Source organism: Streptomyces tricolor (assembly GCF_002155905.1).
Classification (GTDB): domain Bacteria; phylum Actinomycetota; class Actinomycetes; order Streptomycetales; family Streptomycetaceae; genus Streptomyces; species Streptomyces tricolor.
On sequence record NZ_MUMF01000083.1, the window covers coordinates 20,893 to 34,428 of the forward strand.

Annotated in this window: 22 protein-coding genes; 1 reads left to right on the forward strand and 21 read right to left on the reverse strand. The window is 67.7% G+C overall.

Translation table 11 applies throughout. The features are described from left to right. Nucleotides 1-18: 18 nt before the first annotated feature. The 21 genes from rpsH to CCN44_RS07160 all read right to left on the reverse strand — a co-directional run bounded on the left by rpsH (nucleotide 19) and on the right by CCN44_RS07160 (nucleotide 12,885). Nucleotides 19-417: a 30S ribosomal protein S8 gene (gene rpsH, locus CCN44_RS07055; protein WP_014674378.1), complete on the reverse strand. Its 399-nt coding sequence runs from the start codon at nucleotides 415-417 to the stop codon at nucleotides 19-21. A 215-nt stretch (nucleotides 418-632) separates the two neighbouring features. Continuing rightward, nucleotides 633-818, reverse strand: coding sequence for a type Z 30S ribosomal protein S14 (locus CCN44_RS07065; RefSeq protein WP_003948630.1), 186 nt, complete (start codon nucleotides 816-818; stop codon nucleotides 633-635). Between the two features lie 5 nt (nucleotides 819-823). After that, complete coding sequence (gene rplE, locus CCN44_RS07070; RefSeq protein ID WP_030345436.1) at nucleotides 824-1,381, reverse strand: 50S ribosomal protein L5; 558 nt, start codon at nucleotides 1,379-1,381, stop codon at nucleotides 824-826. After that, nucleotides 1,381-1,704, reverse strand: a complete 324-nt coding sequence (gene rplX, locus CCN44_RS07075; RefSeq protein WP_055706473.1) for a 50S ribosomal protein L24 — start codon at nucleotides 1,702-1,704, stop codon at nucleotides 1,381-1,383. Before rplX ends, rplE begins: the two co-directional genes overlap by 1 nt. Nucleotides 1,705-1,706: 2 nt before the next feature. Further along, nucleotides 1,707-2,075 carry a 50S ribosomal protein L14 gene (gene rplN, locus CCN44_RS07080; RefSeq protein WP_003998823.1) on the reverse strand — a complete coding sequence of 123 codons (369 nt, stop codon included), beginning with the start codon at nucleotides 2,073-2,075 and terminating at the stop codon, nucleotides 1,707-1,709. 96 nt (nucleotides 2,076-2,171) lie between these two features. After that, nucleotides 2,172-2,456, reverse strand: a complete 285-nt coding sequence (gene rpsQ / locus CCN44_RS07085) for a 30S ribosomal protein S17 (protein ID WP_039656223.1) — start codon at nucleotides 2,454-2,456, stop codon at nucleotides 2,172-2,174. After that, nucleotides 2,456-2,680 carry a 50S ribosomal protein L29 gene (gene rpmC / locus CCN44_RS07090; protein ID WP_007494763.1) on the reverse strand — a complete coding sequence of 75 codons (225 nt, stop codon included), beginning with the start codon at nucleotides 2,678-2,680 and terminating at the stop codon, nucleotides 2,456-2,458. The genes rpsQ and rpmC overlap by 1 nt, the downstream gene beginning before the upstream one ends. After that, a complete protein-coding gene (gene rplP, locus CCN44_RS07095) occupies nucleotides 2,680-3,099 on the reverse strand; it encodes a 50S ribosomal protein L16 (protein ID WP_009190136.1) in 420 nt (139 codons plus the stop codon). The genes rpmC and rplP overlap by 1 nt, the downstream gene beginning before the upstream one ends. Before the next feature lie 5 nt (nucleotides 3,100-3,104). Then, entirely contained in the window at nucleotides 3,105-3,926 is an 822-nt protein-coding gene (gene rpsC, locus CCN44_RS07100) for a 30S ribosomal protein S3 (RefSeq protein ID WP_014674374.1), read from the reverse strand. Then, nucleotides 3,926-4,273, reverse strand: a complete 348-nt coding sequence (rplV, locus tag CCN44_RS07105; RefSeq protein ID WP_028420772.1) for a 50S ribosomal protein L22 — start codon at nucleotides 4,271-4,273, stop codon at nucleotides 3,926-3,928. The genes rpsC and rplV overlap by 1 nt, the downstream gene beginning before the upstream one ends. 43 nt (nucleotides 4,274-4,316) lie before the next feature. Next, nucleotides 4,317-4,598 carry a 30S ribosomal protein S19 gene (gene rpsS, locus CCN44_RS07110; protein ID WP_059252070.1) on the reverse strand — a complete coding sequence of 94 codons (282 nt, stop codon included), beginning with the start codon at nucleotides 4,596-4,598 and terminating at the stop codon, nucleotides 4,317-4,319. Between the two features lie 12 nt (nucleotides 4,599-4,610). Next, nucleotides 4,611-5,447, reverse strand: coding sequence for a 50S ribosomal protein L2 (gene rplB / locus CCN44_RS07115; RefSeq protein ID WP_030601203.1), 837 nt, complete (start codon nucleotides 5,445-5,447; stop codon nucleotides 4,611-4,613). A 38-nt stretch (nucleotides 5,448-5,485) separates the two neighbouring features. Next, a complete protein-coding gene (gene rplW / locus CCN44_RS07120; RefSeq protein WP_014674371.1) occupies nucleotides 5,486-5,905 on the reverse strand; it encodes a 50S ribosomal protein L23 in 420 nt (139 codons plus the stop codon). After that, nucleotides 5,905-6,555: a 50S ribosomal protein L4 gene (rplD, locus tag CCN44_RS07125; protein ID WP_059252068.1), complete on the reverse strand. Its 651-nt coding sequence runs from the start codon at nucleotides 6,553-6,555 to the stop codon at nucleotides 5,905-5,907. Before rplD ends, rplW begins: the two co-directional genes overlap by 1 nt. An 8-nt stretch (nucleotides 6,556-6,563) precedes the next feature. Then, the gene (gene rplC, locus CCN44_RS07130) at nucleotides 6,564-7,208 is read right to left on the reverse strand and encodes a 50S ribosomal protein L3 (RefSeq protein ID WP_059252066.1); all 645 of its coding nucleotides are present in this window, start codon (nucleotides 7,206-7,208) and stop codon (nucleotides 6,564-6,566) included. 16 nt (nucleotides 7,209-7,224) lie between these two features. After that, nucleotides 7,225-7,533 carry a 30S ribosomal protein S10 gene (rpsJ, locus tag CCN44_RS07135; RefSeq protein ID WP_003948644.1) on the reverse strand — a complete coding sequence of 103 codons (309 nt, stop codon included), beginning with the start codon at nucleotides 7,531-7,533 and terminating at the stop codon, nucleotides 7,225-7,227. A 440-nt stretch (nucleotides 7,534-7,973) separates the two neighbouring features. Continuing rightward, nucleotides 7,974-9,035 carry a hypothetical protein gene (locus tag CCN44_RS07140; RefSeq protein WP_086697146.1) on the reverse strand — a complete coding sequence of 354 codons (1,062 nt, stop codon included), beginning with the start codon at nucleotides 9,033-9,035 and terminating at the stop codon, nucleotides 7,974-7,976. A 37-nt stretch (nucleotides 9,036-9,072) separates the two neighbouring features. Further along, nucleotides 9,073-11,307 carry a hypothetical protein gene (locus CCN44_RS07145; RefSeq protein WP_086697147.1) on the reverse strand — a complete coding sequence of 745 codons (2,235 nt, stop codon included), beginning with the start codon at nucleotides 11,305-11,307 and terminating at the stop codon, nucleotides 9,073-9,075. A gap of 60 nt (nucleotides 11,308-11,367) precedes the next feature. Further along, nucleotides 11,368-11,724 carry a hypothetical protein gene (locus CCN44_RS07150; protein WP_308406209.1) on the reverse strand — a complete coding sequence of 119 codons (357 nt, stop codon included), beginning with the start codon at nucleotides 11,722-11,724 and terminating at the stop codon, nucleotides 11,368-11,370. Nucleotides 11,725-11,854: 130 nt separating this feature from the next. Next, on the reverse strand, nucleotides 11,855-12,043 hold the full coding sequence (locus CCN44_RS07155; protein ID WP_086697149.1) for a DUF397 domain-containing protein: 189 nt from the start codon (nucleotides 12,041-12,043) through the stop codon (nucleotides 11,855-11,857). Further along, nucleotides 12,040-12,885, reverse strand: coding sequence for a helix-turn-helix domain-containing protein (locus CCN44_RS07160; RefSeq protein ID WP_086697150.1), 846 nt, complete (start codon nucleotides 12,883-12,885; stop codon nucleotides 12,040-12,042). The genes CCN44_RS07155 and CCN44_RS07160 overlap by 4 nt, the downstream gene beginning before the upstream one ends. Nucleotides 12,886-13,035: 150 nt before the next feature. On the opposite strand from CCN44_RS07160, the gene CCN44_RS07165 reads away from it, so the two are divergent. Beyond that, nucleotides 13,036-13,515 (forward strand): ATP-binding protein, encoded by a 480-nt coding sequence (locus tag CCN44_RS07165; RefSeq protein WP_237481079.1) that lies wholly within the window; start codon nucleotides 13,036-13,038, stop codon nucleotides 13,513-13,515. The last annotated feature ends 21 nt before the right edge of the window (nucleotides 13,516-13,536 follow it).

Here is a 13,536-nt window from a genome sequence, read left to right on the forward strand (position 1 = left end):
TTCCTCCGTTCCCTTCTGCTACCAGACGTAGGCGAGGACTTCCCCACCCACGCCCTTCTTGCCGGCCTGCTTGTCGGTGAGGAGCCCGTGCGACGTGGAGATGATCGCCACGCCCAGGCCGCCGAGCACCTTCGGCAGGTTGGTGGACTTCGCGTACACCCGGAGACCGGGCTTGGAGATCCGCTTGATGCCCGCGATGGAGCGCTCACGGTTGGGGCCGAACTTCAGCTCCAGGACGAGGTTCTTGCCGACCTCGGCGTCCTCGACCTTCCAGCCCGTGATGAAGCCCTCCTGCTGGAGGATCTCCGCGATGTGCGACTTGATCTTGGAGTGCGGCATCGACACCGAGTCGTGGTACGCCGAGTTCGCGTTCCGCAGACGCGTCAGCATGTCTGCGATCGGATCAGTCATGGTCATGAATTGGCCTGTGGCCTTTCTCGCCGGGGTTTCCTATATGCGCCATCCCTCTCCCCGTACTTCTGCAGACGGGACGGGTGCGGCGCGGGGACCTACGGCGTAGTAAGTCGTTCAGGGCGGCAGAGGCCCAACCCTCCTAGCCTAAGCCATGAGGGGAGGCGCCCCTGCCGTCCCGGTTGCTTACCGAGAGGTCCAGGAATCCCTAAAAGGTGGGATTACCAGGAGCTCTTGGTCACGCCCGGCAGCTCGCCACGGTGAGCCATCTCACGAAGGCACACGCGGCACAGGCCGAACTTGCGGTACACGGAGTGCGGACGACCGCAGCGCTGGCAGCGGGTGTAGCCACGCACACCGAACTTGGGCTTGCGAGCAGCCTTCGCGATGAGAGCCTTCTTCGCCATCTCGCTCACGCCTCCTTGAACGGGAAGCCGAGGTGACGGAGAAGGGCACGGCCCTCTTCGTCGTTGGTCGCCGTGGTCACCACGGTGATGTCCATACCCCGGACACGGTCGATCTTGTCCTGGTCGATCTCGTGGAACATGACCTGCTCCGTGAGACCGAAGGTGTAGTTGCCACGGCCGTCGAACTGCTTGGGGGACAGGCCGCGGAAGTCGCGGATGCGCGGCAGCGCGAGCGACAGGGTGCGGTCCAGGAACTCCCACATGCGGTCGCCACGGAGCGTGACGTGGGCACCGATCGGCTGGCCCTCACGCAGCTTGAACTGCGCGATGGACTTGCGGGCCTTGGTGACGGCCGGCTTCTGACCGGTGATGGTGGTCAGGTCGCGGATCGCGCCCTCGATCAGCTTCGAGTCACGGGCGGCGTCGCCGACACCCATGTTGACCACGATCTTGACGAGGCCGGGAACCTGCATGACGTTCTCGTACTTGAACTCGTCACGCAGCTTGCCCGCGATCTCCTCGCGGTACTTCTGCTTCAGACGCGGAGTGGTGGTGGTAGCCATCAGATGTCCTCACCCGTCCGCTTGGCAACGCGGATCTTGTTGCCCTCTTCGTCGAAGCGGTAGCCGACACGCGTGACGACCTTCTGACCGTCCTTCTCCACGACCAGCTGAACGTTGGACACGTGGATCGGGGCCTCGGTGGTCACGATGCCGCCGGCCTGGGAACCGCGAGCGGTCGGACCGGCCTTGGTGTGCTTCTTGACCCGGTTGACACCCTCGACCAGGACACGCTCCTCGCGCGGGTAAGCGGCAATGACCTTGCCCTGCTTGCCCTTGTCCTTGCCGGTGATGACCTGGACCAGGTCGCCCTTCTTGATCTTCATGCTTACAGCACCTCCGGCGCGAGCGAGATGATCTTCATGAACTTCTTCTCGCGCAGCTCACGGCCGACCGGGCCGAAGATACGGGTGCCGCGAGGGTCGCCGTCGTTCTTCAGAATGACGGCGGCGTTCTCGTCGAAGCGGATGTACGAGCCGTCCGGACGGCGGCGCTCCTTGACGGTGCGAACGATGACCGCCTTGACGACGTCACCCTTCTTCACGTTGCCACCGGGGATCGCGTCCTTGACGGTGGCGACGATGACGTCACCGATGCCCGCGTAGCGGCGACCGGAGCCACCGAGCACACGGATGCAAAGGATCTCCTTCGCACCAGTGTTGTCGGCGACACGCAGTCGCGACTCCTGCTGGATCACGTCTATCTCCTGATCGTCTGCCGGTTCCCCGGGGGCCGCCTCTCAGCGGCCCCCGGAGCCTGGCGGAACTGACCTGCGGGGTTTGCCCCGCAGGAATTACTTGGCCTTCTCGAGGATCTCGACGACGCGCCAGCGCTTCGTCGCGGACAGCGGCCGGGTCTCCATGAGGAGGACGCGGTCGCCGACGCCCGCGGCGTTCTGCTCGTCGTGCGCCTTGAGCTTGTTGGTACGGCGGATGACCTTGCCGTACAGCGCGTGCTTGACGCGGTCCTCGACGGCGACGACGACGGTCTTGTCCATCTTGTCGCTGACGACCAGACCCTCACGGGTCTTGCGGAAACCGCGGGCTTCCTTGTTCTCAGTCACGTTGCTCTCGCTCATCAGGCGTTCTCCACCGTCTCGATGCCGAGCTCACGCTCGCGCATGAGGGTGTAGATCCGGGCGATGTCCTTGCGGACCGCCTTCAGACGGCCGTGGTTCTCGAGCTGACCGGTCGCCGCCTGGAAGCGGAGGTTGAACAGCTCTTCCTTGGCCTCGCGGAGCTTCGCCAGAAGCTCCTCGTTGCCCAGCTCGCGCAGCTCGGACGCCTTGGTACCGGCCGACATCACGCTTCACCTGCCTCGCGCTTGACGATCCGGCACTTCATCGGCAGCTTGTGGGCCGCACGCGTCAGCGCCTCACGGGCGATCTTCTCGTTGGGGTACGACAGCTCGAACATCACACGTCCGGGCTTGACGTTGGCGATCCACCACTCCGGAGAACCCTTACCGGAACCCATGCGGGTCTCGGCCGGCTTCTTGGTGAGGGGACGGTCCGGGTAGATGTTGATCCAGACCTTGCCGCCACGCTTGATGTGGCGGGTCATCGCGATACGAGCCGCCTCGATCTGGCGGTTCGTCACGTAGGCCGGGGTCAGCGCCTGGATGCCGTACTCGCCGAACGCAACCTGCGTTCCACCCTTGGACATACCGTTGCGCTTCGGGTGGTGCTGCTTGCGGTGCTTGACCCTACGGGGGATCAGCATGACGGTCAGGCCTCCGTTCCGGTGCTCTCAGCCGGAGCGGCGGCGGGAGCCTCGGCCTTGGGGGCCTCGGCACCAGCAGCCTGCTGCGGCTTGCGACCGCGCCGCTCGCCACCGCGGCCACCACGGGCCGGGCGGTCGGCGCCACCGCGGGCCGGGCGGTTACCCGCACGGGCGGCAGCGTTCTCGGCGCGGACCTCGGCGATGTTCTTGACGTCGCCCTTGTAGATCCAGACCTTCACACCGATGCGGCCGAAGGTCGTCTTGGCCTCGAAGAAGCCGTAGTCCACGTTCGCGCGGAGCGTGTGCAGGGGCACGCGGCCCTCGCGGTAGAACTCCGAGCGGGACATCTCGGCGCCGCCGAGGCGGCCACCGCACTGGATCTTGATGCCCTTGGCGCCGGCCTTCATGGCGGACTGCATGCTCTTGCGCATGGCCCGACGGAAGGAGACGCGGGAGGACAGCTGCTCGGCGACGGCCTGGGCCACCAGCTGAGCGTCCGTCTCCGGGTTCTTGACCTCGAGGATGTTCAGCTGGACCTGCTTGCCGGTCAGCTTCTCCAGGTCACCGCGGATGCGGTCGGCCTCGGCGCCGCGGCGGCCGATGACGATGCCCGGGCGAGCGGTGTGGATGTCCACGCGGACGCGGTCACGGGTGCGCTCGATCTCCACCTTGGAGATGCCGGCGCGCTCCATGCCGGACGTCATCATCCGACGGATGGCGACGTCTTCCTTGACGTAGTCCTTGTACAGCTTGTCGGCGTACCAACGCGACTTGAAGTCGGTCGTGACACCGAGCCGGAACCCGTGCGGGTTTACCTTCTGGCCCATTACCGGGTTCCTTCCTTGCTGCTGACGACCACGGTGATGTGGCTGGTCCGCTTGCGGATCCGGTAGGCACGGCCCTGGGCGCGCGGACGGAACCGCTTCAGGGTCGGGCCCTCGTCGACGTAGGCCTCGGAGATGTAGAGGCTGTCGACATCGGTGTGGTCGTAGTTGTGCGCGGCGTTGGCGATGGCGCTGTCGAGCACCTTGCCGACCGGCACGGAGGCGGCCTGCGGAGCGAATCGCAGGACGGCCTGGGCCTCCGTGGCGTCCATGCCACGGATGAGGTCCACCACGCGGCGGGCCTTCATGGGCGTGACGCGGATGTACCGCGCCTGGGCCCTGGCTTCCATGGTTGTCCCTTCAGTTACTTACGTGTCTGAATGCGATCCGCTACTAGCGGCGCTTCGACTTCCGGTCTTCCTTGACGTGGCCCCGGAAGGTGCGGGTCGGCGAGAACTCGCCGAGCTTGTGGCCGACCATCGACTCGGTGACGAACACCGGGATGTGGGTCTTGCCGTTGTGCACCGCGATCGTGTGGCCGAGCATGGCCGGGACGATCATCGAGCGACGGGACCAGGTCTTGATGACGTTCTTGGTGCCGGCATCGTTCTGGGCGTCCACCTTCTTCATCAGGTGGTCGTCGACGAAGGGCCCCTTCTTCAAGCTACGAGGCATCTCAACCCGTCCTTAGCGCTTCTTGTTCGTCTTGCGGCGGCGGACGATGTACTTGTTCGACGCCTTCTTGGGCGAACGAGTACGGCCTTCCTTCTTGCCCCACGGGGACACAGGGTGGCGACCACCGGAGGTCCGGCCCTCACCACCACCGTGCGGGTGGTCAACCGGGTTCATCACGACACCACGGACGGTCGGGCGGACGCCCAGCCACCGCTTACGGCCGGCCTTGCCCCAGTTGATGTTGCTCTGCTCGGCGTTGCCGACCTCGCCGACGGTGGCGCGGCAGCGGACGTCGACCAGGCGGATCTCGCCGGACGGCATGCGCAGGTGGGCGTAGGCGCCCTCCTTCGCGAGCAGCTGCACGGAGGCACCGGCGGAGCGGGCGAACTTGGCACCGCCACCGGGACGGAGCTCGATCGCGTGGATCGTGGTACCGACCGGGATGTTGCGGAGGGCCAGGTTGTTGCCCGGCTTGATGTCGGCCCCGGGACCGTTCTCCACGGTGTCGCCCTGCTGCAGGTTGCGCGGGGCGAGGATGTAGCGCTTCTCGCCGTCCGCGTAGTGCAGCAGCGCGATGCGCGCGGTGCGGTTGGGGTCGTACTCGATGTGCGCGACCTTCGCCGGCACGCCGTCCTTGTCGTGCCGACGGAAGTCGATCACGCGGTAGGCGCGCTTGTGTCCGCCACCCTGGTGGCGAACGGTCACACGACCGGCGTTGTTACGGCCGCCCTTGCTGTGCAGGGGACGGACCAGCGACTTCTCCGGCGTGGACCGCGTGACCTCGACGAAGTCGGCAACGCTGGCGCCACGACGGCCCGGCGTAGTCGGCTTGTACTTGCGGATTCCCATTTCTCAGTCCTCGTCCGATATCGGACGATCCGACCCGCTTACGCGGTCGGACCGCCGAAGATGTCGATACGGTCGCCCTCGGCGAGGGTCACGATCGCGCGCTTGGTCGCCGCGCGCTGGCCGAAGCCGGTGCGGGTCCGCTTGCGCTTGCCCTGGCGGTTGATCGTGTTGACCCCGGTGACCTTGACGTCGAAGACCGCCTGGACGGCCTCCTTGATCTGGGTCTTGTTGGCACGCGGGTCGACGACGAACGTGTACTTGTTCTCGTCGAGCAGCGCGTAGCTCTTCTCGGAGACGACCGGCTTCAGCAGGACGTCACGGGGGTCCGTGTACGACTTGCTCAGCGGGGTCTCGACGGTGTTCTTGCCCTCGGCGGCGTGGCGACGCGCCTTGGCGACGCGCGCGGCCTTGGCGGCCTTGGCGGCCTTCGAGGCAATGGCGGGGTGACGGATAGCCATCAGGCCTCGCTCCCTTCGGTGTCAGCGGCCTTGGGGCCAGACACGAAGGACTCGAAAGCGGCCTGGGTGAAGACCACGTCGTCCGAGACGAGAACGTCGTACGTGTTCAGCTGGCCCGGCTCCAGGATGTGGACCTGGGGCAGGTTGCGGGCGGACAGCCACGCGGCCTCGTCCGAGCGCTCGGCGACCAGGAGCAGGTTCTTGCGCTCCGAGATCTTGCCGAACAGGCTCTTGGCGGCCTTCGTGGAGATCGCACCCTCGACCACGCCGGAGACGACGTGGATGCGGTTGTGACGCGCCCGGTCCGTGAGGGCACCGCGCAGGGCGGCGGCCTTCATCTTCTTCGGGGTCCGCTGCGAGTAGTCGCGCGGCACGGGACCGTGCACGACGCCACCACCGGCGAACTGCGGCGCGCGGGTCGAACCCTGACGGGCGCGACCGGTGCCCTTCTGGCGGTACGGCTTCTTGCCGCCACCACGGACTTCACCGCGGGTCTTGGTCTTGTGCGTGCCCTGACGGGCAGCGGCCAGCTGCGCGACGACGACCTGGTGGATCAGCGGAACGCTGACCTTGGCGTCGAAGATCTCCGCGGGGAGCTCGACGGAACCGGCCTTCTCGCCCGCCGGCGAAAGGATGTCAACAGTGCTCATCGGTTACCTCAGGCCCCCTTGGCCGCGGTGCGGACCAGGACGAGGCCGCCGTTCGGACCGGGAACCGCGCCCTTGATGAGCAGCAGACCCTTCTCCGCGTCAACGGCGTGGACGGTCAGGTTCTGGGTGGTGACCCGCTCGTTGCCCATGCGACCCGCCATGCGGAGGCCCTTGAACACGCGGCCCGGGGTGGCGCAGCCACCGATGGAACCGGGCGAGCGGTGCTTGCGCTGGGTGCCGTGCCCGGCGCCGAGGCCACGGAAGTTGTGGCGCTTCATGACACCGGCGAAGCCCTTGCCCTTGCTCTTGCCGGTCACGTCGACCTTGACACCGGCCTCGAACACGGCGGCGGTGATCTCCTGGCCGAGCGTGTACTCGGAGGCGTCCGCGGTGCGGATCTCGACGAGGTGACGGCGCGGGGTGACGTCGGCCTTGGCGAAGTGGCCCTTGAGGGGCTTGTTCACCTTGCGCGGGTCGATCTCGCCGAAGGCGATCTGGACCGACTCGTAGCCGTCGACGTCGTTCGTACGGACCTGGGTGACGACGTTGGGGCCGGCCTTGACGACGGTGACCGGAACAACACGGTTGTTCTCGTCCCACACCTGCGTCATGCCGAGCTTCTCGCCCAGGATGCCCTTGATCTGCTTAGCCATTCTCAGCCCACCAGCCTCAGAGCTTGATCTCGATGTCGACACCGGCCGGCAGGTCGAGTCGCATCAGAGAGTCAACGGTCTTGGGGGTCGGGTCGAGGATGTCGATCAGGCGCTTGTGCGTGCGCATCTCGAAGTGCTCGCGCGAGTCCTTGTACTTGTGCGGCGACTTGATGACGCAGTACACGTTCTTCTCAGTGGGCAGCGGCACCGGGCCCGCGACCGACGCACCAGTGCGGGTCACCGTCTCGACGATCTTCTTCGCCGAGGAGTCGATGACCTCGTGGTCGTAGGCCTTGAGCCGGATGCGGATCTTCTGTCCCGCCATGGCTACTCAGTAGTCCTGTCTCTCTAACGCTCTGGAACCCGGCTTTCGCCGCCCTCGTTCTCCGACCCACGCGGTCGGGCGTGTCGCGCTCCCGCTGACATAGATGTCCCTTGTTCGAACATCCCTGCGGGAATGCACACGGCCCTTCCGGAACCGCGGACCGGGGACCTCGGGCCCACCGGGTGCCTGGCCGGTGCCGCGCCCACGCTTCCCGGAAGATTCCCGTACGTCCGTCCCAGTGCTGCCGTGGTGGCAGTTAGGACGACGAGTACTGTGGGACTCGCTTCCGGTCCTCCCGGCGGGAGGCGCGCAGCATCAACACTCGACCGAGCAACTCCGACAGTCTGCCATATGGGGCAGGGGCTCCGCCAATCGAGCCGAAGAGATTACCCCGGGAGTGACGTAGGTCAAACCGGGGGCGGCGGTCACGGGGTCGGCGGTCACGGCCGGGACATGATCCGTACCGCGCCGCAGCCGCGCTGTTCCGCCTCGTGTTCGGCGAAGGCCTTCAGTGCCAGTCGGGCGAAGGAGGCGGAGTAGTGCGGGACCGGGTAGCTGTCGGTGTCCCGGTCGTGGAGACGGTAGAGCGCGAAGACGGCCTCGTGGGTGGAGCGGGGGCAGGGCGCGGTGGCCAGGACGGAGTCGTGGTCGGGGCCGCCGTACCCGGTCGACTCGAAGTCCTTGGCGGCGGCGCCGTAGTACGCGTACAGCCCGTAGCCGGGTTTCTTCGCGCCGGTCACCAGGTAGCAGGTGGTCTGCGGGGCGTCCGGGTCCGCCGGGTACTCCATGATCTCGGGCGTGCCGCTCCGCGTCACCGACGTGTCACGCAGCGCGACGCAGGAGCCCTGCGCCCGTCCCGCCGGCTTCGCCGTGCCGGGGGTGCCGAGGCGGGCCGTGGACACCTGGGTGAGCGGCTTGCCGGCCCGCGCCCGGCAGCCGTACTTGCCGGCTGCCGCGCGTGCGGTCTCGGTGGTCACCCGGCCGAGGCCGGTGAGCGCGGTCCCGTCGGCGGCGCCGTAGAGGTCACCGTAGGCGACCAGCGCCTTGTCCTTCTGGTTCAGGCAGTCGAGCGCGACCATGATCTGCCAGGTGCCGTCGTGGCGGACGACGCCGGGCCAGCCGTTCCCGAGCGGCGCCGCCTGCGCCCTCACTCCGTCGTAGCCCGAGTCGTACCGGGCCAGGGTGCCCGCGGGGGCTGCCGTGGTGCTCCAGCGCAGGGTGATCTGCACGGCGCGTCCCGTTCCGGGGGAGGTCTTGACGGTGCACTCGGCCAGGGCGCCGCCGTCGCCCTGCTCGGCCCTCAGGTCCGAGGAGCCCAGCGCCGAGGCCAGCCCGCCCTGGGCCAGCGTGCCGTCGCAGGCCTCGTCCAGCGAGCGGCCGTCGCGCCAGGAGTCGTACGCCCCGGAGCCGTACAGGACCGCCGCCACGAGCCCCACGACCAGCACGGCCACCCCCGCGTACCAGCCCGCGTGGACGCCTCGGAGACCGGACTTCTTCTGCATCGCGCTCATTCTCTTCGGGTGACCGTTCCGGGCCGTGTCAGCGGTCGGCGCGGAGCGTGCTCAGCGTGCGGTCACGGCCGTGTTCGTAGTCGTTCTGGCCCGCGTGGACGTAGTACTTCGTCCAGTCGCTGTCGATGCCGTGGCCGCGGCTGTCCGCCCAGGCCCGCACCAGCTTCTCGACGTCGTGCTGACCGGCGTCGTAGGTCTTGGCGTTCTGCTCGGTGGCGGCGAGGTTGGCCTCGGCCGTGTGCTCCTTGTTCGACTCGTACGCCCACACGTCGATGGCCTTGTTGGTGAGGTCTCCGACGGGGCTGAGGTCCTTGACCGGGTTGAAGAGCAGCGCGGTGCCGAGGGCCGTGCCGATCCCGTGGTTGAAGTCGGCGGCCCACTGCGTCTTCTCGAACCGCTCGTCGTAGATGATGTCCGACCGGATGCCGTCGTAGGCGCCCATGGCCCGGGAGGACTCCACGATCCGGTCGCGGATCGTCTTGTCGCCGGCGTCCGCGGGGATGGTCTCCAGGACGTGGTGCGTGTACTGCTGCTCGGCCCCGTAGAGGTGCCCGAACGCCTCCGGGTCGTTGGCGACGCCCCGCATGACGGCGGCCAGACGCTGGTGGCCCACGGCCAGGTGCGCGCCGTCCTTGTCGCTCCAGACGGAGCCCTCGCTGTCCCAGTCGATGTCGTACTTCGAGGAGGACTCCGCGTAGGTCTCGTGCGTGTCGGGCGTGTACGAGGTGAGGATGTGGGCCATCGGCGTGACCAGGCCCTTCGGCAGCTCCTGGGCGTGCTTGTCGGTGTACAGGGTGTTGATGGTGTGCTGGAGGATGCGGGCCTGCGGCTCGGTGTGCGGGCCTGCCGCGTGGTAGCCGCCCGGCGCCTCACCGGTGGTGGCGGCCTCCAGGGCCGCGCCGAAGCCCTTGCGGACATCGCCGTCCTCCGCCAGGACGGGGATGCCGACCGTGGTGCCGCCGGGCGGGGTCGCGTAGTGGTCGACGACGGTGTCCCAGTTCCGCCCGTGGAGCAGGTACCGGAGGTTGTCGTTGCGGGCCGGGTCCAGGTACTCGGTGCTGACCTCGGGATCGTGGGACATGATGCCGAGTACGCCGTCGAGCGGGTCGTTGGCGAACCAGCCCCGGTCCTCGCCGCTGAACCTGTCCCGCAGGCCCCAGAGTGACTCGGTCGGATTGCCTCCCCTGGGGGTGTACGACTCCTCGGCGTGCCGGATGTCGTCCGCGGTGTCCTTCAGGAACTGTCCGTCGTAGCCGTGGCCGTGCTGCATCAGCGTGACGAGGCTCTGGTAGCCACGGACCTTCTCGTCCGGGACGGAGCTGAGCCCGTCGACCTTGAACTGCTCGGTGCCGGCCTTGCGCAGGTCCGCGCGGAAGCCCTGGTAGAAGTCCGAGTGCGGGTCCTTCGTCGCCGTGGCCAGCGTGGTGGCGAGACCCTTCTGGATGTCCAGGTACCGGCTGCCGTGCTGCTTGTCGTCGTAGTGGGCGAGGCTGTCGAGGCTGTTGGAGAGTTGCAGCGTGCCCCGGGCGCCGAGGCCGTCCAGCAGGGTCTGGCTGAACGCCTTGTCGCCGGAGTTGCCGCCGAGAAGCCGTTGCAGTTCGCGGTAGTCGCGCTGACTCGCCTCGCCGGCGTTGACGCGCCTGGCTATGTCCTCGGCCTCATGCGCCTCGTACTTCTCGATGTCGCCCTGCGCCCTGCCGTTGAACCCGCCGATCGTGCCGTCGCCGATGTCGGAGTCGGTCACGACGGCCTGGAAGGCGATCTCGACACCCTTGTCGGCGTCCTCCACGTCCTTCACGCACTGGTCGATGCGCGCCTGCCACGAGGCGACGGCCTTGCGGACGCTCTCCTGGTAGTCGGGGTCGTGGGCCAGCGCCTGGCGGTCACCGTCGGTGAGCTTTCCGGTGTCGTACGAGACCACGCCCTGGTCGGACACCTTCATCTTCGCGGCGACGGCGTCCTGCCGGGCCGACTCCAGCTTCTTGCGCAGGTCCACGAACTGGGTGTGCGCGTCCCGGAAGAGCGCGGCGATCGCCTTCGCCTCGGTCTGGGCCTTCTGGAACTCCTTCAGCGTGACGGCGAAGTGCTCGTCGGCGACGGTGGTGTACAGCCCCTGCCACGAGGGCCCCATCGAGATCCCGTGCACGTCACGGCGGTAGGCGGTTTCCTGCTTGTGAAGATCCTCGGCCACGTCGTCCCAGTGCTCGGCGGCCGCGGTGAGCGTGGAGAGATCGGTGGTGAGGATCTCGTGGTACGTCGGCATGGTTCCCCGTTGAGTGCAGCAGTGGCGGCAGTGGCGTGATCCGGCGGTACGGTGCCGGGCTCAGAGGGCGTCGAGCGGGGACGAGGCCCGCACGCCGGACGCGACACCGACGTCCGTTCCCGTCAGGACCGTGTTGGTACCGCGCAACGCCGACATCTCGCGCATCAGCCGGCGGTGCAGGCTCTGCACCTGCTCGCCCCAGGTCTCATGGGCCTTGCTCACCGCGGCGGAGGTGAGCCAGCCGTGCCCGTCCTTCGCGTTGAACGCCTTCACCACGGCGTTCGTCTGCTCGTCCGCCGCCTGCCCCGCCTTCGTGGTGTCGGGCCCGATGTGGTCGTGGATCGCGCTCGCCGCGGCGCGCTTCTCCGCGGGCGAGGAGGCGAGGCCCGTCTGCTCGCCCGGCGCACTTCCTGCCACGATCCCACCCCCGTGTGCTGACCTGTTGTGACCGCATCACGCTAACAACAGCCGGGTGCCGTGAGGCAGTTGGACTGAGGATCTTGGGCGGTATCCAGCCACCGACGGACCGTGCCGCCGGCCCAGGCCGTCAGCGGTCGGCGGCGTACGTGACGAAGGCGGTCCAGGTGGCGGGGGTGACGGCGAGGCGGGGGCCTTCGGTGTTCTTGGAGTCGCGGATGTGGATGGTGGTGGGGGTGGGGGCGACTTCGAGGCAGGAGCCGGGCTCGCCGCTGTCGCTATAGCTGCTCTTGAACCAGTGGAGTTCCGCGGTGCTCATAGTCTCTCCAGCGCTTGCTCAATGAAGGCCTGCGACTCCCTCGGAGTGAGAGCCTGCGCCCGGATCATGCCATAGCGCAGTTCAAGGATCCGGAGGTCCTTGGGGCTGGAGACCGGGCGGCCGTTAAACGCACCGTCGGAGCGCCCGATCGATGTCCCATCGGCGAATTTCAGCACCCGGATCTCACCCTGTGTTCCGGCGTGCTCCTCGCGGTCGGTCGGCATGACCTGGAGCATGACGTTCCGCAACTTCGATACCTCCAGCAAGTGTTCGAGCTGTCGGCGCAACACCATCTTCCCACCGTAAGGGCGTTCGAGGGTCACCTGCTCCTGGATGAAACTGAGCGTCGGTGCGGGCTGGCGTTCGAAAACGGCCTTTCGAGCCATGCGCGCAGCGGTCTCGCGCTCCACGACGTCCTCGGTGAGTGCAGGCTGCGTCATCTCGAACAGCGTGCGTGCGTACTCGGGAGTCTGAAGCAGGCCGTGGATGTTGTGGTTGCCGTAGGCCAGCATCTCGACCGCCCGCCCCTCCATCTCCGCCAGCTCCCGCACCTTCTTCGGATACCGGGCCTTCCTCATGTCCTCCATGAAGGCCCGCAGATGCCCCTGTGCCTTCAGGAACGTGTCCGCCCTGTCCAGGAACTCGGGCCGGGGGATCCGCGCCCCGCGCTCGATCTTGCGGATCATGTCCTCGCCGTACCCCATGGCCTCACCGAACTCGGGTACCGACACCCCGGCCGCCTCCCGGCAGACCTTGAGCAGGCGCCCCACCGCCTGCACCACCGGCTCCATCTCGTCGCCCGGCTCGACGTCCCAACCCGCCTCGTCCACACCCTCGCTCATGGCTCCTCCTCCGGCGCGCAGTCGTACCCGGTACAACGCCTGAGACAGCCGGGACAGCCGAGACAAAGCCGGGACAGTCACCGTACGTGCAGGCATTGTCACTCACCCACGGAAGCAGGTTCCGCCACGCTCAGTGACGTGAATCAAGAAATGGCTGCCCCTGAAAATCAACTCGGTTCTCCCATCAGCAACTTCAGCGTGCGGCTGTCCCCCACACCACGCGGCGCCCGCCTCGCCCGCCTGCTCACGGAGCAGCAGCTCCGGACGTGGGGACTGCCGTGGGAGAAGGCGACGCAGATCGTCGCCGAGCTGGCCGCCAACGCCGCCACGCACGGCCGCGTCCCCGGCCGCGACTTCCAGTTGCTGCTCTACGTCGTCGGCGAGACGCTCCGCATCGAGGTCACCGACACGCGCGGTGACCGTCTCCCCCGGCTCACCTGCCCGGCCGAGGACGGCGAATCAGGTCGCGGACTCGTGCTCGTAGCGGCCCTCGCCGACCGCTGGGGCGTCGCCGAGGGACGGCACCCGCGCAAGACCGTCTGGGCCGAGGTGACCGTTCCCGCACCGGACCCCGGCGGGCCGTGCTCCGGTGCCACGGGCGGCCTTTCCCAAGGAAGAAAACAAGGGTGAGAGGAACCCCCGCCAAGCCCC

Coding starts and splice junctions, on each gene's coding strand:
- rplV (WP_028420772.1), bottom strand. CDS start 4,273: ATGGAAGCCAGGGCCCAGGCGCGGTACATCCGCGTCACGCCCATGAAG.
- CCN44_RS07140 (WP_086697146.1), bottom strand. CDS start 9,035: ATGCAGAAGAAGTCCGGTCTCCGAGGCGTCCACGCGGGCTGGTACGCG.
- rpsH (WP_014674378.1), bottom strand. CDS start 417: ATGACCATGACTGATCCGATCGCAGACATGCTGACGCGTCTGCGGAAC.
- CCN44_RS07145 (WP_086697147.1), bottom strand. CDS start 11,307: ATGCCGACGTACCACGAGATCCTCACCACCGATCTCTCCACGCTCACC.
- rpsC (WP_014674374.1), bottom strand. CDS start 3,926: ATGGGCCAGAAGGTAAACCCGCACGGGTTCCGGCTCGGTGTCACGACC.
- rplP (WP_009190136.1), bottom strand. CDS start 3,099: ATGCTGATCCCCCGTAGGGTCAAGCACCGCAAGCAGCACCACCCGAAG.
- CCN44_RS07155 (WP_086697149.1), bottom strand. CDS start 12,043: ATGAGCACCGCGGAACTCCACTGGTTCAAGAGCAGCTATAGCGACAGC.
- rplC (WP_059252066.1), bottom strand. CDS start 7,208: ATGGCTAAGCAGATCAAGGGCATCCTGGGCGAGAAGCTCGGCATGACG.
- rplX (WP_055706473.1), bottom strand. CDS start 1,704: ATGAAGATCAAGAAGGGCGACCTGGTCCAGGTCATCACCGGCAAGGAC.
- rpsS (WP_059252070.1), bottom strand. CDS start 4,598: ATGCCTCGTAGCTTGAAGAAGGGGCCCTTCGTCGACGACCACCTGATG.
- rplB (WP_030601203.1), bottom strand. CDS start 5,447: ATGGGAATCCGCAAGTACAAGCCGACTACGCCGGGCCGTCGTGGCGCC.
- rplW (WP_014674371.1), bottom strand. CDS start 5,905: ATGGCTATCCGTCACCCCGCCATTGCCTCGAAGGCCGCCAAGGCCGCC.
- rpsJ (WP_003948644.1), bottom strand. CDS start 7,533: ATGGCGGGACAGAAGATCCGCATCCGGCTCAAGGCCTACGACCACGAG.
- rplE (WP_030345436.1), bottom strand. CDS start 1,381: ATGGCTACCACCACCACTCCGCGTCTGAAGCAGAAGTACCGCGAGGAG.
- rplD (WP_059252068.1), bottom strand. CDS start 6,555: ATGAGCACTGTTGACATCCTTTCGCCGGCGGGCGAGAAGGCCGGTTCC.
- CCN44_RS07065 (WP_003948630.1), bottom strand. CDS start 818: ATGGCGAAGAAGGCTCTCATCGCGAAGGCTGCTCGCAAGCCCAAGTTC.
- rpsQ (WP_039656223.1), bottom strand. CDS start 2,456: ATGAGCGAGAGCAACGTGACTGAGAACAAGGAAGCCCGCGGTTTCCGC.
- CCN44_RS07165 (WP_237481079.1), top strand. CDS start 13,036: ATGGCTGCCCCTGAAAATCAACTCGGTTCTCCCATCAGCAACTTCAGC.
- CCN44_RS07160 (WP_086697150.1), bottom strand. CDS start 12,885: ATGAGCGAGGGTGTGGACGAGGCGGGTTGGGACGTCGAGCCGGGCGAC.
- rpmC (WP_007494763.1), bottom strand. CDS start 2,680: ATGTCGGCCGGTACCAAGGCGTCCGAGCTGCGCGAGCTGGGCAACGAG.